Source organism: Chryseobacterium sp. 2987, assembly GCF_031456375.1.
Lineage (GTDB): Bacteria > Bacteroidota > Bacteroidia > Flavobacteriales > Weeksellaceae > Chryseobacterium > Chryseobacterium vaccae.
The window spans coordinates 24,509-44,877 of sequence record NZ_JAVDUN010000006.1; the positions used below are offsets into that span (position 1 = coordinate 24,509).

Consider the following 20,369-nt stretch of genomic DNA (forward strand, 5'->3'; position numbering starts at 1 on the left):
AGGCTAAAATAATAAAAATTATGTCTCAAATTGCGATAAATACCTCACAAAATGTAAATATTAATTTCAATATTGCCAGTGTTGGGGAAAGAATGCTTGCATTTATCATTGATCTGCTGATCAAGGTAGCCTACGTTATTTTTGTATTCTACCTTTTCTTTAATATTCTGGATCTGGGATATCTTTTGAGAGGACTTGACCAATGGTCTGTTATGGCGGTTTATATTGTGATCACCTTTCCGGTTTATATTTATCCGGTTGTTTTAGAAAGTCTGATGGAAGGACAGACTCCCGGTAAAAAACTCATGAAAATCAGAGTGGTAAAGATTGACGGATACCAGGCCAGCTTTGGTGATTATATGATCCGGTGGGTTTTCAGATTGATTGACACCTCATTTGTAGGATCAATAGGGGTAATCTCTATGATTGTTTCTAAAAATAACCAACGATTGGGCGACATCGCTTCCGGTACAGCTGTAATTTCTTTAAAAAACAATATTACTATTTCTCATACCATCTTAGAAAATATCCATCAGGATTATGTTCCTTCGTTTCCGCAGGTTATTGCTTTAACCGACAATGATATGAGGATCATCAAAGACAATTATACCAAAGCGCTCAAAGTGGATGACCGGCAGATTATCAGCAAGCTTTCCGATAAGATTAAAAGCATTCTAAAACTCGAGATAGATCCAGCTAAAATGACTGAAAGACAGTTCATCAGCGTGGTTATTAAAGATTATAACTATTATACAGGGAAGGACAATTAGCAGGTGAATGGTTAATTAATATTGGATCAGTTATTCATATTATCTATCATTCATCATTTTACAAACGGCGTATTTTTTGTATTTTTAATCACAAAGTTTAGATTATGACATTTGAAAACAACAGATCGGGCAACGGAGGTCTTCTTACCCTGAACAATGAGATAAAAGAGGTGGGAAGACTTACCTATACCATTTTTCCTGAAGAAAATAAACTTATTATTTCTTTTGTACTGGTTCATCCGGAATTTGAAGGCAGAGGTATGGGAAAATATCTTGTAGAGGAAGCTATAAAATTTGCCAGAGAAAATAAATGGAATGTCTATCCTCATTGTTCTTATGCAAGATCTGTTATGATAAGGATGAGCGATGTGGAAGATATATTCTTAAAGAACTAAAGAGGTTTCTATAAATTACACAAAAGAAAAGGATGAATTAATTTTCTTTATGGGCCCAATCAAGAATTTGTTTAACAGCACCCATAATTTCCTGCTGCCCTTCTTGCTGCTTAAGATCAATTCCCCGAAAAGTACTTTCGTTCGTATGAGAATGTATGGTGAGATAATAGATACCGCCCATTAAAATGGCTTCTATTGCTCTGAAGTTTCCTTCTTTATTTCCAACCACTTTTTCGATCTGCTTTTCCCTTTTCTGAGACTGATCTTTCAGTATCGGAAGTTCTTTACTCAATTCCCAGGCAATAACTCCACGCATTTCTCCGTCATTCATCAAACATTCAAATTGTTTTTCCAGAAATCGACAGGACGTATTGGTCTTTGTATGATTATTTTGGCTGAATAGTTTTCCCCAGAAATTGCGTTTTTTAAAATACTCTTCTGCCAATCCATTTAAGTCTCCGAAATATTCATAAATCAGCTTTTTATCGCAGCCTGCAATCTTTGCAATCTTCACAAGATTAACAGATGAAAACCCTTCTTCTTTTATAATCTCTCCAAGAGCGTTAATCAGCTTGCCTTTTGTTACTTCCTTATTTCTAATAGGCCCCTCTACCTCTTTTCTAGTTTTTTTAATTTTTCTCATCCCTTCGTTTTATCTGCAATTTGCATTTTTTTATTTATTTAAATGAAAATTGATAAAACATACTAAACTTTTCAAATTAATATTAAAGAAATAGTAATATAATAGGTAATGATATTTTTTATTTAAACACAAATAAGAATAATTGAGAATAACATTTTGTGCTATTTTTTAAAAGTCAGCACTTCATTCACGAGGATTTCTTCAATATCATCAGGATAACTTACTTTTAAGTGATGATCTGAAGCCACCCATTTCATAATTTCCTGAAAATTCAGCACTTTAGAATTCGGGATTCCCATGAGATCCAGAGCAGCCGCATTGCATTCTTGCTCGTATTGATTGTGAATAGGAATAACAAACAGCTTTTTATCCATAAAAAGTGCTTCCGCAGGAGTTTCGAAGCCTGCATTGCATAAAATCCCCTCACAGCTTTCAAAATATTTCAGATACTGCACTTCGTCAATAGGGAAAACTTCAACATTTTTTACTTTAACCTGGGCTTTGCTGTATTTTGAAAATACCTTCCACTCTACCGGAATCTGCTTTAAGACTTTAATAATATTTTCGTCTGCAAAACTGGGAAGATAAACCAGATAATATCCTTTTTTTTCAGGATTTAAATTTCTGATCTTGTTCCTGATTACCGGTTTTTTGATTTGAGGGTGATACCTCTCAAAATGAAAACCTATTTTCTTTTCACTGGGAACATAGTACTTCAAAATCAGTTCTCCTAAAAAATCTCTCTTTTGGGGTTTGGGTGTTTCCGAAAAACTCATGGAAGCCTGGTGGCTAAGTTCAATCATCGGAAGCTTCCTCATTTTACAAGCCCAGCCTGTTAGAGGTTCGTAATCATTAATAATAAGATCGTACTGCGAAAGTTCAAGTTCCCTGATTGTTTTTACTGCTTTTAAGAAATGATTTTCAGTAAATGTTTTACGGTAGGATAATCCGCCGGTTTTGTTATAGAGAAGGGAAATCCCTTGATGTTGGAAGTTAATATCAAAGCCTGCCTTTAACTGTGATTGGTGGCCACTGATTAAAGTATCCACCGAAGCATATTTTTTGAGAATAGGAATAATCTCCTGTGCTCTGGCCATATGTCCGTTTCCGGTTCCCTGAAATGCATACAGAATTTTCATCTAGGTAAAATTGGTTACTATTTTCAGAAGCTCAGAACTATCCATATCCGGGATTTCTTCAGCCTCGTCATCTTTAAGCAGATGTTTATTCTCATCATAATAAAAAATCTTCCATTCTTTATTATCATATTCCAGTGCGGATAAATTTTCGATCCAGTCTCCGGAATTCAAATAGGTACAGGATCCTTTTTTAGTGATCACTTCGCGTATCTGAGGCTGATGAATGTGGCCACATATCACATAGTCATAATGATTATCAATAGCCAGTTCAGAAGCAGTCAACTCGAAATCTCCGATGTATTTTACCGCTTTTTTCACGTTATTTTTGATTTTTTTTGAAAATGAATATTTTTCTCTGCCCATTTTCTCCAGAAACCAATTAACGGCATTGTTGACCATGATCAAAAGATCGTATCCTTTGCCGCCAAGTTTGGCAATCCACTTGGAATGCTGAACGGAAGCATCGAAAACATCTCCATGAAAAATCCAGGTCTTTTTTTTGTCCATATTCAGGCAAATCTTATTGCAGACCTTAAGGTTCCCCAATTCAAAATCGGTAAACTTACGGAACATTTCATCATGATTTCCTGTGATATAATAAACATCTGTGTTTTTAGTAGCCAATGAAAGGATCTTCCTGATCACTTTCAAATGAGGTTTAGGGAAGTAAGACTTTTTGAACTGCCAGATATCAATAATATCCCCATTTAAAACTAAAGTTTTAGGCTGGATAGAATTAAGATACCTCAACAATTCTTTAGCCTTACATCCATAAGTTCCCAAATGAACATCCGATATAACAACTAATTCTACGTTTCTTTTCATCCGTATATTTTCAGCTTTTTTAATTTGGCCGGATGGAACGTCTTCATATTCTTATTGAATAGAAACAGAGCAGACGTTTCATAATTTTATACAAAGAAACTAATTGAAAGTTAACTGTATATGAATGCTATATTATTTTTTACAATGAGTCCATCAGCTCTTCTGTAATTTCCATATTATGATACACGTTCTGTACATCATCATCCTCCTCAAAACGCTCCAGCATTTTCATATTGGCTTTGAACTGGTCTGCATTAACCTCTTTTGTATTATTAGGAATTCTCTGAAGTTCCGCGCTCTTTGCTTCAATCCCCAATTCGTCTAATTTGTGAGACAGGGAACCAAAATCCTCGAAAGCTGTTGTAATCATTACTTCTTCTTCATCCTTTTCAACATCTTCTGCTCCACCGTCAATCATTTCCATTTCAAAATCATCCCAATCCATTTTAATCTGAGCCAGATCAATGGTAAAAATACCTTTTCTGTCGAAAATAAATGCCAATTCGCCATTCTTACCAAGATTTCCGTCAAACTTATTAAAAACAGCTCTTACGTTCGCTACGGTTCTTGTTGGATTATTTGTAGTACATTCTACGAAAAATGCTACACCTCCTTGCCCGTATCCTTCGTATGTGATCTCTTCATAGCTTTCTGCATCAGCACCGCTTGCCTTTTTGATTGCTCTTTCCACATTATCTTTCGGCATGTTGGCACCTTTTGCATTCTGGATGCATCTTCTTAAAGCCGGATTTGCCTCAGGGTCTGATCCTCCCGCCTTTACAGCCAGGGCAATATCTTTTCCTATTTTAGAGAATGTTTTAGCCATTTTATCCCATCTGGCCATTTTAGAAGCTTTTCTATATTCAAATGCTCTTCCCATTTTTATTTTTAAATTTTCAACAAAATTAATTAAAAGTGAACAAAAAAAAAATACCCCCAAAAAATTGGAGGTATTTATTATTTAGAAAAATTAATTATTTTTTCTTTTTAGCCGGAGCTTTTTTCTTAGCTGGAGCTTTTTTAACAGCCTTTTTAACTGGCTTAGCTACAGTAATGTCATTTTTCTTGTAAGTTTCCCAGTCAGCACCAGAGATAGCTCTTACGATAACTTTTCTGTCTTTCTGTCTTACAGCATCAGATGCAGTAGCAGGCTCAACAGCTTCTTGAGAACCGATACCTACAGACTTAAGTGTGTTAGGGTTGATTCCTCTAGATTCTAAAGCAGCAACTACAGCAGCAGCTCTTTGCTTAGATAGGTTCAAGTTGTAAGAAGCAGAACCTTTCTTATCAGTCATACCAACTACTAAGAAGTTAGTTTCTTCTGCATCTTTAATGATCTTAGCAGCTGTATCTAACTTACCGCTAGATTCTGGTCTGATCGTAGCTTTGTTGAAGTCGAACAAGATATCTTTCAATGTCTCGTTAACAACTGTTACGTCTGGTTTTTTCGGTGGAGGAGGACATCCGTTGTATTCTGGAACACCAGGTACTGTAGGACAAGCGTCATCTTTATCTAAGATACCGTCATTATCCTGATCTGGCCAAGGACAACCACTGTTTTCAGCAGGACCTGCTACTGAAGGACAAGCATCATCTTTGTCGATAACACCGTCACCATCTGTATCTGGCCAAGGACAACCGTTGTTTTCAACCGGACCAGCTACTTCTGGACACTGATCGTCTTTATCTGGAACTCCGTCACCATCTGTATCAGGACATCCCTGGAATTCTGGTAAACCTGGAGTATCTGGACAAAGGTCATCTTTATCTAGGATACCATCTTTATCTCTGTCTCTGTTTCCGAATCTGAATAAGATAGATGCGGAAGCTTGCCAGAAGTTAGCAACTGTAGATTTATCACCTGGAGTTGACACGTAATCTCCCTGAACACCAAGACCGAAGTTCTTAGTTACCCAGAAGTTAACACCAGCACCTGTAGCAACTGTAAAGTGGTTTGCTTTACCGTTTTCGTTACCACCATCTCCGTTAGAAACAGATTCTCCTTTGTAGTCGTTTCTTGGGAATGTAAGTGAAGTATAGTCATGTCTTAGGTAGTTTGCACCAACTCTTAAGTATGGGTCAAACCAAGACTCTTCATTCCATAAAAGACCAGCTGCCTTAGCTTGGAAACCAAGACCTGTCATTAGGAAAAATTCTTTCCCCATGCCGAATCTCTTATTGTCTACATTACCTACGGTAGTCTGCCAGTCAATAACTAAACCTTTACCGATGTTTCTAGCAACTGTTAATTTAGATAATGGAGGTGTAATAGAGAAATTGTTCAAATTGAACATTCTCTTCGTTAGATTATTAGCAGCGAACGTATTACCGAATTTGTTCTGTACTGCCTTGTGGTTCTCTCCATGAGCACCAACTCCGATTAACCACGGATTGTTGGTAGTCTGAGCAAAGACAGTAGAGGCAACAGTAAGCGCCAATGCTGAAATTCCTAATTTTAGATTTTTCATAGAATTAAATGATTAAATAATTGATAATGCAAAATAAATATAATTTTTCTTTATATACAAAGTTTTTTAAATGATTTTTAACTTTTCTTTAATATTCTGTCCAGGTTTCGTTTATTTTCTCTATCTTTTATCGCTTCCCTTTTATCAAAGAGTTTTTTCCCTCTGCCAAGCGCTATCAGCACCTTTGCTTTCCCCTTATCTGTGATATATAATTTCAAAGGTATAATTGTGTTCCCGGCATCCTTTAACTTTTTTTCAAGTTTAAGTAATTCTTTTTTGTGCAACAGCAATTTCCGTTCCCTTTTTGTCTTATGATTGTAAAAAGTGCCCAATTTATACTCATCAATCATCATGTTGATGATGTACAATTCCCCATCAATAAACTGACAGAAGGATTCTGTGATAGATGCTTTGGAAGAACGTAAAGATTTTATTTCGGTACCCGTCAAAACCATGCCTGCTTCAAATTCTTCAAGAATTTCATATTCAAAGCGGGCTCTTCTATTTAATATATTGACTGTTTTTTCAATCTTCATCATTTTAAAATTTCGTTAATGAAATATATAAAAAATACCTCATAATTAAAAACTTGACTATTATATTATTACAAAATACCCAAATTCTTTTTGTATTTTTGCGCCAAATTTACAAAACTATATGTTAACAGTATCTAACTTATCTTTACAATTCGGGAAAAGAGTTCTTTTTGACGAGGTAAATATTATGTTTACCAAAGGAAACTGCTACGGGATTATCGGAGCAAACGGAGCAGGAAAGTCTACATTCCTTAAAATATTAACAGGAAAGCAGGATCCTACAACAGGACATGTATCTCTGGAACCAGGGAAAAGAATGTCTGTACTTGAGCAGGATCACTTTGCTTATGATCAATATACTGTTCTTGAGGCTGTTTTGAGAGGAAATAAGAAATTATTTGAGATAAAAGAAGAGATGGACGCTTTGTATGCTAAAGAAGACTTCTCTGATGAAGACGGTATCAAAGCTGGGGAATTAGGTGTAGTCTATGATGAAATGGGCGGATGGACGGCTGAATCTGATGCACAGACCATGCTTTCCAATGTGGGAATCAAAGATGATATGCACTGGCAGATGATGAGCGAACTTGAAAATAAAGACAAAGTAAAAGTTCTTTTGGCACAAGCCCTTTTCGGAAACCCTGATGTACTGATCCTGGATGAGCCTACGAATGACTTGGATATCGATACGATTTCATGGTTAGAAGATTTCCTTGCTGACTATGAAAACACAGTAATTGTAGTATCTCACGACCGTCACTTCTTAGATACGGTTTGTACGCACATTGGTGACTTAGATTATGCTAAGCTTAACCTTTATACGGGTAACTACTCTTTCTGGTATCAGGCTTCTCAATTAGCAACAAGACAAAGAGCTCAGGCTAACAAAAAAGCGGAAGAAAAGAAAAAAGAACTTCAGGATTTCATTGCCAGATTCAGTTCCAACGTTGCAAAAGCAAAACAGGCTACTGCAAGAAAGAAAATGATTGACAAGCTGAACATTGATGATATTAAACCTTCTTCAAGAAGATATCCTGCCATTATTTTCGAAATGGAAAGAGAAGCAGGAGATCAGATCTTAGATGTAAAAGGTCTTGAAAAAACAAAAGACGGAGAGCTTCTGTTCTCTAATATTGACCTGAACCTTAAAAAAGGAGATAAGGTTGCTGTTCTTTCTAAAAACTCATTGGCTATTACCGAATTTTTCGAAATTCTGGCTGGAAACGTTGAAGCTGATAAAGGAGCTGTAGCATGGGGAGTAACAACTAATCAGTCTCACATGCCTTTGGACAATACTAATTTCTTCCAGGAAGACCTTAGTTTAGTTGACTGGTTAAGACAATTCACCAAAAACGATGAAGAGCGTCACGAGGAATTTGTAAGAGGTTTCTTAGGAAGAATGCTTTTCTCCGGTGATGAGGCTCTGAAATCATGTAAAGTTCTTTCCGGAGGTGAAAAAATGAGATGTATGTTCAGTAGAATGATGCTTCAGAAAGCCAACATCCTTCTTCTTGATGAACCTACCAACCACTTAGACCTTGAAAGTATTACAACGTTGAACAACTCTTTGTCTAACTTTAAAGGAAACATTCTTCTAGCGTCTCATGACCACGAAATGCTTCAGACAGTCTGTAACAGAATCATTGAACTGACTCCTTCAGGAATCATCGACAGAGAAATGACTTACGACGAATATCTTTCAGACAAGAAAGTAAAAGAATTAAGAGAAAGAATGTATTCTTAAAATAATACATTCAGATACATATTAAAAAGCCCCTTTCAGGACCTGAAAGGGGCTTTTTAATATATATAGACCTTAGTTTTTAAGAATCTTTTTAATCCAACTTCCTTTTTCTGTATTGATTTTTAAATAGTACACTCCAGAAGGGTTACTTTCAATATTCATCTTTACATTTTTAGAATTATTGATTTGTTTCTGAATAATTCTTCCCTGTGCATCATATAGTTCTATTGAATGAATAGTAGAAAAAGCTTCTATTACCATTTCTCTTTTTACAGGAATTGGATATATTCTGACAGCATCATCATTCGCTGCTCTGGATACATTTTCATCATTAGCTAAAACGGCATTACAATTCGTGTTGATTACACAATTGGTATAAGCATATTCATCAACAAGAGATTGTACATTTGCTACCTGACTGTCATCACAGCATATATACTGCAGGTTGGGATTATCGGAAAAATCTGTTATTTCATTCTTGCCATTTTTTATCAACAATGAAGTAAGTAAATTATTGCCACAATATAATTCCTGAAGATCGGTCTGCCCTCTTAAATCCAGACTGGTAAGTTTATTTCTGCTGCAATCCAGGGTAAGTAAATTTGTACAGCCTTGAATATTTAGATTGGATATCTGATGATTAGCACAGCGTAATTCTTCTAAACTTGCAATTCCCTGTAAATTTAGAGATGTTAGATTACCCGGATCATTGGTACTTGGAAAAAAAGGTGAAACATAACTAATTTCAAGATGTTTTAGGCTTTGTAAACCACTGTCTGATAAGTCTAAAGCAGTATCCCGAAACCGAAGGGCCTTAATTGTATTCAGTTTTATATCGTTATGTACTGAAAGACTAATCAGATTCCGAACATCTATTGTTTCTAAATTTACACAGCTATTTAGTGATAATGACACTTCTCCATAATTAGAAATAAAATGAATCAGTCCCGGGCAATTATCTGAAATAATATGAGCAGAAATAGGTGAGCCCTGTCCCACAAAATAGTTTACTAAATTAGGACAGTTACTGGAATTAATGTTTATAGTAGGATTATAATTAAACTGTAATGGATCTGCCGAATTTAACGTTATCGTATGCAGCAATTCACATCCGGAGACATCAACATTCGCTAAACTGGTATTTATAATTGACAAGCTCAATAAATTATCATGACCGCTCAAATCTAATGTTAAACCTGATATTAAATCTATAAAATCTATTAGTTCCAAGTGCTTCAAATTACTTAGACCTTCAATAGAGTTCATGGTCGATGAAGGCATGGAGAAACCGTTGACCGATAGATTTTCAATAACCGGAGTATTATTGAGTGCAGTGAGAGTAATCCCATAAATTCTCACATTTTTCAGCAGCATACAGTCGCTCAGAGTGATGTTTCCAGGGTCATAATTTTCGAATTCAACATCCAAGTTTTGTAAAGAATTGAGACCCGAAATGGTAAAAGAATTACTGGGTACGTTCCAATAATCTATTTTTATACTCTTGAGGTTAGTAAATGATAAAATTCCGTCATAGTCATGAATGGGAATATCTGTATACGGATCAATAATCTCTATCTCTCCTACCTGCAGTGCCTCACTTAACTGGATTTCTCCATCGTGGTTAGCATCTATGGAAAAATAATTTCCGGACAGATTCTTAGCAATTGAGTTAGTCGGAGAAGAAGTTAATAACTTTGCTTTAAAATTGACATCAGGAATATGTACAACCTGAGCTCTGGTTCCTAGTGCAACCACCAGGAAAATAAGAAATAATAATTTTGTTTTCATTTTTATGTTTTTAATTTCAACTAACTTAGATATTCCGATCAATACCCATTATCCTAAATAATAAGTATCATCGTTACTTCAGTAAGTGTTAGTCTATGGTATATAGGAATTCGTAAAAAAATATCCTGGTTACCATTATAAAAATACCCTCTAAAGGTATTGAGGGTATTTTTTATTTATTAGTTAAATAAATTATTTAGTCAGTTTTGTTTTAGGAATGGATACAGTTCCCGGATCTTTCCACAACCCGTCTTTTTCTGCTCTTTTCTTGATCGCCTGGGCTCTTTTTTCACTATCTGGGTGAGAATTAAACATTTTCTCAAAACCGCTCTGTGTGCTTCCTTCTGAAAGAAGTGCCAGTTTTTTAAATGCAGAATAGGCCCCCACAACATTATAGTTATTAGCTTTCATAAAGTCATAAGAGTACGTATCGGCTTCTGATTCCTGCTTTTTGCTGTGAGAAGCATCAAGAAACGCATTAGCCATTTGTCCTATCTGGCTGTCATTTAGTGTGGCTACCGCACCTGAAGCAGATGAAGCGGCATCCAATGCTGCAGCTTTCATATAGGCAGCTTTTATAGCATCTTTAGTATCCTGATTCTTTACGTGACCGATCTCGTGACCAATCACCGCAAGGATCTCATCATCTGTCATAATATCCATTAAAGAAGAGAACACACGCACACTCCCGTCTGCACAAGCGAACGCGTTGATATCTTTCACTTTATAAACTTTATAATTCAGATTAAGTCCGTCCTGTGATTTGTGCTTTCCGAAAAGCTTGTTCAATCGAACGGTGTAAGGGTCTTTAGGACCTGCAACAGGATTGTTTTTGTCCATCCATTCTACAGACTCCTTTGAAAGTTTAACAGCATCTTCATTAGTAAAAGTAAGTGCTTTTGCTCCTTTGGAAACGATTCCCGCTGCTTTCCCAAGATTGATTTTCTGTGCTGAGACCGAATGCATTGCCCCTAAAATCATAAGGCAGATTGTAATTTTTTTCATAATCATTTAATTTGGACTGCGAAGATAGATATTTTTTAACAACCCTGAAGACAAAACTTCATTTACAATCATTTCAGAATGCTATTTTTTTTCCTTAGTTTTGTGAAATGAGTCAAAAATGGATTTATAAGCCTGAACCCGATGAGGAAGTTGTGGACAGACTAAGTTCGTCACTTGGTTTTGGTACTTTTGAATCTAAACTTCTCGTTCTAAGAGGAATTGACAATTATCAAAAGGCCAGAGAATTTTTCAAACCCAACCTTAACGATATTCACAATCCTTTTTTAATGGCCGATATGCAAAAAGCTGTAGAGCGTATTGCCAATGCCATTGAAAACGGAGAAAAAATACTGGTATACGGAGATTATGATGTAGACGGAACTACAGCTGTAGCCCTGATGTACCTTTACCTCAGCAAAATTGTTGAGAAAAAATACCTGGATTATTATATTCCCGACAGGAATTCTGAAGGGTATGGAATTTCTACCGAAGGTATTGATTTTGCTAAAGAAAATGGCTTTTCACTGATTATTGCTTTAGACTGTGGTATCAAAGCCATTGATATGGTGAAATATGCCAAAGGTCTTGGAATTGACTTCATTATCTGTGACCACCACCTTCCCGGAGAGGAAATTCCGAACGCTGTGGCTGTTTTGGATCCGAAGAGAAGTGACTGCCGGTATCCCTTCAAAGAGCTTTCAGGATGCGGTGTAGGTTTTAAACTATGCCAGGGTCTGAATACTATTTATAAAATTCCGGAAGCTGAATTATTCGAGCTTACCGATTTGCTGGCGATTTCTATTGCCGCAGATATTGTTTCTATGACCGGTGAGAACAGAGTGCTTGCCAAAATGGGATTAAAGATTCTAAGAAAAACCAGAAATATGGGATTAAGATTATTAATTCCTGAAGATAAACTTTCGCATTTTGAAATTTCAAATATTGTTTTTGAAATTGCCCCTAAAATTAATGCGGCAGGAAGAATTTCTCATGGTAAAGCCGCTGTGGAACTTATGGTCTCTGATAATCTGAAACATGCTAACCAGATTGTGAGCGACATCATGAACCTCAACGATGAAAGGCGTGAACTGGACATGAATTCCACACTTTCCGCTCTTAACCAGATTATTGAATCCCAGCAGGAAACAAAACACACCACCATTGTTTATCATCCTGAATGGAATAAAGGCGTGATTGGAATTGTAGCTTCAAGACTGATTGAAACCTATTATAAACCAACATTGGTATTTACAGACGGAAATAACGGAGAAATGGTGGCCTCTGCAAGATCTGTTTCAGACTTTGACGTTCACGAAGCTCTTGATATGTGTTCTGAATATTTCCTGAAATTCGGAGGACATCATGCTGCTGCCGGACTTTCCATGGAGAAAGAAAAATTTGATGCATTTAAAGAAAAATTTGAACGTATTGTTTCGGAAAAAATTCAGGACCATCAGAAAGAACCTTCTATCTCAATAGATACTGAAATTAAAGTTGATGAAATCAACAGGGATTTTATCAATTTTCATAGAAAACTGGCTCCTTTCGGACCTCACAATATGAAACCTATCTTTACACTGACCAACCAAAAACTTTCCGGTTATGTGAAAACGATGGGTAAAGACAACAATCACCTTAAATTCTATATCAAGCAGGAAGCTACGGGAAGAAATATAGAATGTGTAGGCTTTAAACTCGGGCAGTTTGCTGAAGATTTTAAAACCAGAAACTTTGATCTGGCATTTACGTTGGAGGAAAATCACTGGAAAGGAAATGTTACTCATTATCTCAACATAAAAGATGTCAAATTCAGGGATTGAGAGATAGGGACTAGGATTTAGATTACAAAACGTCAAACTCCTAAGTCCTAACTCCTGCAACCTAACCCCTCATTACAAAATGAAAAAAGTCGGTTTATTTTTCGGTTCTTTTAATCCCATCCATATCGGGCATCTTATCCTGGCGAATTACATACTGGAAAATTCGGATATGGATGAATTGTGGTTTGTGGTAAGTCCGCAAAACCCGTTCAAGGATAAAAAATCTTTACTGAAAGACCATAACAGACTGGATATGGTACAGCTTGCGGTAAAGAACTACCCGAAAATGAGGGCTTCCAATGTAGAATTTTCACTTCCGAAGCCGAGTTATACCATTGACACGCTTACCTATCTTCATGAAAAATATCCTGAGTATTCTTTCAGCCTGATCATGGGGGAGGATAACCTGGAAGGTCTTCATAAGTGGAAAAATTCTGATATTCTGATCCAGAACCATCATATTATTGTTTATCCGCGTGTTTTTGAAGGAGAGAAAAAAGATTCTGAATACCTGCAGCATGAGAATATCTCAATGATTCAGGCACCTGTAATAGAACTTTCTGCAACAGAGATCCGAAATATGATCAAAGATGGTAAAAATATACGTCCAATGCTTCCACCGGAAGTATTCGAATATTTGGACGGAAGCAGTTTTTATAAGTAATTTTGCCATTCACGAAATAAGAGGCAAAAACCATAGCGTAATGGACTGGCTGCCACTTTCATCATTTATAACGTAAAGTATGGAGTTCATCGAAAAATATTTCTCAAAGTATCCCGAAGAAAAGATCATCAAATGGTTTAAACAGATCTGCCTGGCAGAGGCTATTACCTGTTTTCTTCTTTACGGGGTGGCGATGATCTGGAAAAGATATGATGATGAGGGTCTTCTGGCTACTATTTTCATTATCATCATTGGAAATATTCACGGTTTATTTTTTACGCTTTATCTTTTATTCTGTATTCCTGCCAGAAGAATTTTCAAATGGGATGATGAGGATTTTGTTTTTGCTCTCTTAGCTGCTTTTTTTCCTTTTGCTACGGTTTGGGTAGATAAATCCTTAGCAAAAAAAGACCGCGAACAATAATCCGCTGGCTAGGCCGTCACAGCTAAGCCAGAAAAATTCTTTTTTATCCCCAAAACTAAAATAACCGGAATCTGAAGAAGTTAGTCATTCTCTTATTTTTGTAACAGAATAGTTTCCAATTTATCGACAACTCATTTTCACTTTAAAAAGGCAATACAATGCAGCATTGTATTGGAAATTTCACGTTCTGTAACTTAAATAAAATTAACTTTTTTTCAAAAAATTATAGAAATTTATTATCCTGATGTAACATTTCATTTCATTTAATTGTCTAATAGTATAGAAATTCGAAGTATTTAATTTTCTAACAATAATTTTTAGTAACTGAAAATCAATTGATTAAAAAATAAATCAACACATTTTAAGTACTTTGTATTGCATGATACTAAATTTATTATATATCTTTGTAATGTTAAATAACTAATCATACAAGCTATTAACACTTAAAAAATAATGATCATGAAAACTCAAATTCTTATTGCCGCCCTATTTTTCAGTGGATTTGCCGCTGCCCAGCAGTCTAAAGACACTGTGAAAGTAAAAAACATTGAAGCTGTCAATATCAAGAAGCAGGTTTTCAAAAAACAGAGCGACCGTTTTATTTATGATGTAGCATCCTCTCCTATTGCTAAAGGAACGAATTCTTTTAATCTTCTTAAGCAAACACCTATGCTTTCCAGCATCGATGGGAAATCGTTAAAGATCATGGGAAAATCTGATGTGGTCATTTATATCAACAACAAAAAAACGAATATGGACTCCCAAGCATTGATTGAGATGCTTAAAGGAACGCCTTCAGAAGATATTCAAAAGATTGAGGTGATTACGGTACCCGGCAGTGAATTCCAGGTAGAATCTAATGAAGGAGTGATTAACATCGTAATGAAGAAAAAGAAAAGTGATGGTTACAACGGAACAATGAAGATGAATAATGAGCAGGGGTATTATAATAATCCTTCGGCCGGAGCTTCTTTTAATATGAGAAAAGGTAAAATATCGCTCAATTCCAATTTCAACATGGGAAGCTGGACAGACAGGGAGAGATACACACTATCCAATGGTGACGCTACTTTCAGAAATGAATCTTACGGTGCTAATGATGATCCTAATAAATATTACGGAGGCAATATCAATATTGATTATGAAATTAATCCAAAGCAAAGTTTAGGTTTCACTTATAACATGCGATACAATAAGAGTTTCAACTCTATTCTTGATGTTACGAATCTGCAGAACGGGGTTCTTCGTAACAGAACGGTTAATCATGAGGATGCCCAGACGAGAAATCATTCTTTCAATTTAAATTATGAAATAAAAACAGACAGCATCGGAAGTAAGTTTACCTCTAACCTTTCTTATTTATGGTTCAACAGGGATAAAATGAGTACGAACGAAAGTTTTCCTTTAAGTAATGTGAAAGGAAACGAATATTCAGCGCTTCAGCAGTCTGTTCCGCAGATCATCAATAATTTCGCCGGGAATATTGATTATCTAAAAAAAACAGCTGCCGGAAATACCTGGCTGATGGGAATCAGTTATAATCATACCAATACGGATAATGATACGAGACAGGACGATATTATCCAGGGCAAGCCTGTAATGGATGTTGACCAAACCAATCATTTCATCTATAAGGAAAGAATTCTCGGCGCTTATATTACGTATGAAAGAAAACTGAACGAGAAGCTATCCGGGAAAATAGGAACGCGCTTTGAAATGACCCGAAGCAGCGGAGATATTCTGGGAAAAGACAGCTTTGACAGAAATTACAATAATCTCCTTCCTTATCTGAACATCAATTATGCGATCAATTCAGATCATAATATCAGCTATACTTTTTCCAGCAGAATTAAGAGACCTCGTTTCTGGGAACTGAATCCTTCAAGAACGTATTTTACGCCTAATAATTATACGCAGAATAATCCGTTCATTCAGGCATCCAAGCATTATAACCAGGAGATCAGTTATATGTTTAAGAATGCTTTTTATGCCAACCTAAGCTTCAGCTATGTACAGGATGCATCCAACCAGATGCCTTTACAGGGAACGATAACGGGACCAAAAAAAGATGAAGAAGGAAATATCATTCTTGATGAAAACGGGGATCCAGTTATAGAAACTACCAGATTCCTGCGCTACATCAGAACCAATTACGGCAACAACAAGCAGCTTGGTCTGACCTTAGGTATGAATAAGCCTTGGTTTAAAGAGATCTGGACAACCAATTACTCTGTAAATTTTGGCTACAGCATGTATAGCGGTACTATAACGAAAGATCCTACTTCTGTTCCTGCTGCCGGATATACCGAAGTGCTTGAACCTTATGTGATTGATATTAAAAACTTCAATATGTCTGCCAATATCAATAATACGATCCGGCTATCGTCGAAAAAAGACTGGTTTTTAGGGATCAACTACTATTACGGCAGCAAAGTAAAGATTGAAAGTGGAACTTTGGGAACAAGACAGAGTTTTGACATCAGCCTGAAAAAGATCATTGGTGAATGGACTGTAGTAGCGGAAGTTTATGACCTGTTCAACCAGAATTATAACAAAATAAACGGCATCCAGCCTAACGGAAGCTATAATAATGTAATCAATTTCGGGTATTCGCGACTTCTGAATCTCGGGGTTACCTATAATTTCGGAAACCAGAAACTGAAAAAAGCCAGAGAGATGAAATCAGCCAACGATGCTGTGAAATCAAGAACTTAAAACTATCCTGAAAATTTAACTCAACCACACCTCAAATACTAAAGACATGAAAAAGATCATCATATTAGCAGCAGCCATATCGGGAAGCATTGTTTTGGCCCAGGAAAAGAAATCCGATACGGTAAAGACCAAATCGATAGAAGGAATTACTCTTACCAAACAGGTATTCAAAAAGCAGAGTGACCGCTTTGTATATGATGTGGCAGCTTCTCCTGTTGCCAAAGGGAATACTACTTTCGACCTTCTGAAGCAGACGCCTCTTTTATCTTCTACGGATGATAAAACATTGAAGATCGCCGGTAAAAATAACGCGCTGATCTACATCAACGGAAGAAAAACCAATATGGATGCTGAATCCCTGGTTCAGTTCCTGAAAAATACGCCCGCAGAAAACATTCAGAAAATTGAAGTGATTACCGTTCCGGGAAGTGAATACCAGGTGGAATCATCAGACGGAATCATCAATATTGTTCTGAAGAAAAAAATGAGCGACGGCACCAACGGAAATATGAGGATGTCCAATACCCAGAATAAATTCAATAACAGCCAGGCAAGCTTCTCTGTAAATTACAGAAAGGACAAACTGGGAATCAGTGCCAATCTGAACGGTGGAGAAAATATCCAGCCTCAAAGCTACATTTTAAGGAATGGAACAGATCTGCTGAAAAATGAATCTGTTGGGAATATTGATGATCCGAATAAAAATCTTGGCGGCTATTTAAATATCGATTATCAGCTGAATGAAAAGAACAATTTAGCCTTATCATGGAACTCATGGGCTAACAAAAGCTATGATTCTACGATTGATTTATTTAATACATTGACACAGCCTGATGATCATGGAAATATAATAACCAGCTACACCAGAACAAAAAACAAAGAAAATTCCCGAAATTATAATAATTCGGTTAACCTTAACTATGAATTAAAAATTGACTCTCTTGGAAGTAAATTAAATGTAAATGCAGCTTATCTTATTTATAAAAGATTTCAGCTGTCCAATAACAATACCATGCTTCCCGGTAAAAATAACTGGGCTGATTTTTCAAGAACCGGTAAAACCATCGTTCAGGATATCCCACAGATCATCAACAACTTCTCAGGAACTGTTGATTATATTCAGAAGTTTAAAAATGACTTTACCTTTTCCGCGGGAGGAAATTTTAATAAAACAAAAACCGACAACAACACTAAAAATTTAACCTATGATTATGTTTACGACAGTAACGGAGATCTGGAAAAAGTAACGACAACTCCTGAACTCAATCATTTTATTTATGATGAAAATATTTACGGACTTTATTTAACTTTTGAGAAGAAATTCTCTGATAAATTTTCCGGAAAAATAGGTGCTAGATATGAAATCACCAACAGCCTGGGAACGGCAGACAGCCCTTACCATCAGGTAGAATCACAAAGACATCAGGTTATTGAAAGAAATTATAATAATTTTTTACCTTATTTAAGCTTCAATTATGCGATCAATGATAAAAACAATATATCGTATGCCTTCTCCAGCAGAATGAGAAGACCAAGTTTCTGGGAGCTGAATCCGGTAAGAAATTATATCACGGAATATAATTATACGCAAAACAATCCGTTTGTAAAAGCTTCATCCACTTACAATCAGGAACTGACCTACATGTATAAAAATTCTTATTTCCTGATTCTTAATCATTCTTACTTTAAAGACCAGATCACACAGGTTCCTTTACAGGGGTACACCAAATCTGTTGACGGGAAAATAAGTGACCAGAGCGTACTTCGATACATCAGAACCAATTTTGGGGATAAGCAGGAGATGTCTGCCATGGTTGGCGTTCAGAAGACCTTCTTTAAACAATATCTAACTCTGAACTTCAACGCAGGAATTCAGCATAATATCAATAACGGTTCTCTGGCCGGAGATCCAACAACCGGTGAAACATTTGTAGATAAAGAAGGAAAGCCGCTGGTATATACCAATACTGTAAAGTCAACAAGTTTAATTGTTACGAGTAATAATACGCTCCGTTTAGATAAAAAGAAGACCTGGTTTCTGGGCGTGAATTATTTCTTTGTGGATAAGCAGCAGATTGAACTCGGAATGCTGAAAAACCTGATGAGCCTGGATCTGAGCATCAAGAAAAACTGGAACGACTGGACCTTTGCTGTGAACCTTAATGATGTTTTAAGAACCAATATTATAGAAATTGAAGATTACCAGCCTAACGGAAACTACAATTACATCAGAAACGACCAGTACAAAAGAGGGGTAACGGTAAGTCTTACCTATAACTTCGGAAACCAGAAGGTAAAAAAAGTAAGAGACATTGAAGGGGCATCGGATGCCATCAAGAGCAGAACAAGATAAGAGTTATCTTTCTTCATATTTAATTATTTTGTGGTGTGACCGCCGGAAAGGCCGGCGGTTTTTTTAAGGATTCATAATCAACTCAATTATATTTTTTACAGACTGAACTCCAGCGGGCTTCGCCCGCTGGAGTTTTTATAAAACAGAAACAAATATCAAAGTCTTTTTTATCTTTATCCATATGAAAAAGAATTTCAAAGTTACTCTCCTTTGTTTATTAGCATTTTTTCTCTGGACCGGATGTAAAGAGAAAAAGGTTACGCTTGGCAAAGGTGCAGATTTCAATAAAGAGCAGAATATTCACTACGGAGATGATCCGGAAAAGATCATGGACCTTTATATTCCTGAAAAGAAATCTACAAAAGAAAGAGAGGTGTTCATCATTATTCACGGTGGGGGCTGGCGTGCCGGAGATAAGTCTCAGCTTACTTTTTTTACTCTTTCCCTGATGCAGAAGTTTCCGGATCATATTTTTGTGAATATGAATTACAGACTTGCTTCACAAGAGCGATATGCCCTACCCAATCAAATTTCTGATATTAAAGATGTTGCGGTATTTTTAGAGAAAAAGCTCAGGTACAATCCTAAGCTTATTCTTCTCGGGAATAGTGCCGGCGGGCATTTATCGATGCTGTACGCCTACCAGACGGATATCCAGAAAAAAGTGAAAGCGGTGATTAATATTGTTGGTCCGACAGCCCTTTCGGATCCAGGGTTTAAAAAGTATCAGGAATATTCATTTGTAGAAAGAAGACTTGTTGATCCAAGGGTTCCAAAACCGGGAATCTCCCGCATAGCTTATGCCAGCCCTGTTCATTGGATTGATTCTGCCTCTGCACCTACATTGTCATACTACGGAAATACAGACCATGTTGTTCCTTTGAGCCAAAAGAGGATTTTGGATTCTGTGTTAAGTAAACATCATGTAAGACATGAATCCTATGAATTTAACGGCGGACATCTGGATTGGGATAAAGCGCCTAATAATGTATTCCTGATTAATGCCATTGATCAATTTTTGAAACAGCCGGAGAAAAAATAAACGTTCTGAGGTTTCAGAACGTTTATTTATTTTTAACG

The 20,369-nt window shown here is 36.3% G+C and carries 17 protein-coding genes; 9 read left to right on the forward strand and 8 right to left on the reverse strand.

The genetic code is table 11. The features are described from left to right. Window positions 1-20 precede the first annotated feature (20 nt). A complete protein-coding gene (locus J2Y40_RS17715; RefSeq protein WP_153397720.1) occupies window positions 21-770 on the forward strand; it encodes an RDD family protein in 750 nt (249 codons plus the stop codon). A gap of 104 nt (window positions 771-874) precedes the next feature. Continuing rightward, window positions 875-1,165 (forward strand): GNAT family N-acetyltransferase, encoded by a 291-nt coding sequence (locus J2Y40_RS17720; protein ID WP_310000487.1) that lies wholly within the window; start codon window positions 875-877, stop codon window positions 1,163-1,165. Between the two features lie 37 nt (window positions 1,166-1,202). Here the strand turns inward: J2Y40_RS17720 and J2Y40_RS17725 are convergent, their stop codons facing one another. The 6 genes from J2Y40_RS17725 to smpB all read right to left on the reverse strand — a co-directional run bounded on the left by J2Y40_RS17725 (window position 1,203) and on the right by smpB (window position 6,776). Continuing rightward, window positions 1,203-1,808, reverse strand: coding sequence for a TetR/AcrR family transcriptional regulator (locus J2Y40_RS17725; protein WP_310000489.1), 606 nt, complete (start codon window positions 1,806-1,808; stop codon window positions 1,203-1,205). A gap of 161 nt (window positions 1,809-1,969) precedes the next feature. Beyond that, a complete protein-coding gene (locus J2Y40_RS17730) occupies window positions 1,970-2,947 on the reverse strand; it encodes a glycosyltransferase family protein (RefSeq protein WP_153397714.1) in 978 nt (325 codons plus the stop codon). Further along, window positions 2,948-3,772: a UDP-2,3-diacylglucosamine diphosphatase gene (locus J2Y40_RS17735; protein ID WP_153397712.1), complete on the reverse strand. Its 825-nt coding sequence runs from the start codon at window positions 3,770-3,772 to the stop codon at window positions 2,948-2,950. It abuts the gene before it with no gap. 139 nt (window positions 3,773-3,911) lie between these two features. Continuing rightward, on the reverse strand, window positions 3,912-4,652 hold the full coding sequence (locus tag J2Y40_RS17740) for a YebC/PmpR family DNA-binding transcriptional regulator (RefSeq protein ID WP_153397711.1): 741 nt from the start codon (window positions 4,650-4,652) through the stop codon (window positions 3,912-3,914). Between the two features lie 94 nt (window positions 4,653-4,746). Beyond that, window positions 4,747-6,240, reverse strand: coding sequence for an OmpA family protein (locus tag J2Y40_RS17745; protein WP_153397709.1), 1,494 nt, complete (start codon window positions 6,238-6,240; stop codon window positions 4,747-4,749). Between the two features lie 77 nt (window positions 6,241-6,317). After that, window positions 6,318-6,776: an SsrA-binding protein SmpB gene (smpB, locus tag J2Y40_RS17750; protein ID WP_153399965.1), complete on the reverse strand. Its 459-nt coding sequence runs from the start codon at window positions 6,774-6,776 to the stop codon at window positions 6,318-6,320. 121 nt (window positions 6,777-6,897) lie between these two features. Between smpB and J2Y40_RS17755 the strand changes: the two genes are divergently transcribed. Further along, on the forward strand, window positions 6,898-8,520 hold the full coding sequence (locus J2Y40_RS17755) for an ATP-binding cassette domain-containing protein (protein ID WP_310000496.1): 1,623 nt from the start codon (window positions 6,898-6,900) through the stop codon (window positions 8,518-8,520). A gap of 72 nt (window positions 8,521-8,592) precedes the next feature. On the opposite strand, the gene J2Y40_RS17760 is transcribed toward J2Y40_RS17755, so the two are convergent. Beyond that, a complete protein-coding gene (locus J2Y40_RS17760; protein WP_310000498.1) occupies window positions 8,593-10,308 on the reverse strand; it encodes a T9SS type A sorting domain-containing protein in 1,716 nt (571 codons plus the stop codon). A gap of 192 nt (window positions 10,309-10,500) precedes the next feature. After that, the gene (locus J2Y40_RS17765) at window positions 10,501-11,313 is read right to left on the reverse strand and encodes a M48 family metallopeptidase (RefSeq protein ID WP_153397703.1); all 813 of its coding nucleotides are present in this window, start codon (window positions 11,311-11,313) and stop codon (window positions 10,501-10,503) included. A gap of 107 nt (window positions 11,314-11,420) precedes the next feature. Here J2Y40_RS17765 and recJ point away from each other — a divergent pair, with 107 nt between their 5' ends. The 6 genes from recJ (at window position 11,421) to J2Y40_RS17795 (ending at window position 20,331) form a co-directional block, all read left to right on the forward strand. Further along, window positions 11,421-13,133, forward strand: a complete 1,713-nt coding sequence (gene recJ / locus J2Y40_RS17770) for a single-stranded-DNA-specific exonuclease RecJ (protein WP_153397701.1) — start codon at window positions 11,421-11,423, stop codon at window positions 13,131-13,133. A 79-nt stretch (window positions 13,134-13,212) separates the two neighbouring features. Then, the gene (gene nadD / locus J2Y40_RS17775) at window positions 13,213-13,797 is read left to right on the forward strand and encodes a nicotinate (nicotinamide) nucleotide adenylyltransferase (RefSeq protein ID WP_310000502.1); all 585 of its coding nucleotides are present in this window, start codon (window positions 13,213-13,215) and stop codon (window positions 13,795-13,797) included. Between the two features lie 79 nt (window positions 13,798-13,876). Continuing rightward, window positions 13,877-14,221 (forward strand): DUF3817 domain-containing protein, encoded by a 345-nt coding sequence (locus J2Y40_RS17780; protein ID WP_153397697.1) that lies wholly within the window; start codon window positions 13,877-13,879, stop codon window positions 14,219-14,221. 459 nt (window positions 14,222-14,680) lie between these two features. Beyond that, window positions 14,681-16,936 (forward strand): outer membrane beta-barrel family protein, encoded by a 2,256-nt coding sequence (locus tag J2Y40_RS17785; RefSeq protein WP_153397695.1) that lies wholly within the window; start codon window positions 14,681-14,683, stop codon window positions 16,934-16,936. A 46-nt stretch (window positions 16,937-16,982) separates the two neighbouring features. Beyond that, window positions 16,983-19,289 carry an outer membrane beta-barrel family protein gene (locus tag J2Y40_RS17790; RefSeq protein WP_310000504.1) on the forward strand — a complete coding sequence of 769 codons (2,307 nt, stop codon included), beginning with the start codon at window positions 16,983-16,985 and terminating at the stop codon, window positions 19,287-19,289. Window positions 19,290-19,470: 181 nt separating this feature from the next. Continuing rightward, window positions 19,471-20,331, forward strand: coding sequence for an alpha/beta hydrolase (locus J2Y40_RS17795; RefSeq protein ID WP_310000506.1), 861 nt, complete (start codon window positions 19,471-19,473; stop codon window positions 20,329-20,331). Window positions 20,332-20,369 lie beyond the last annotated feature (38 nt).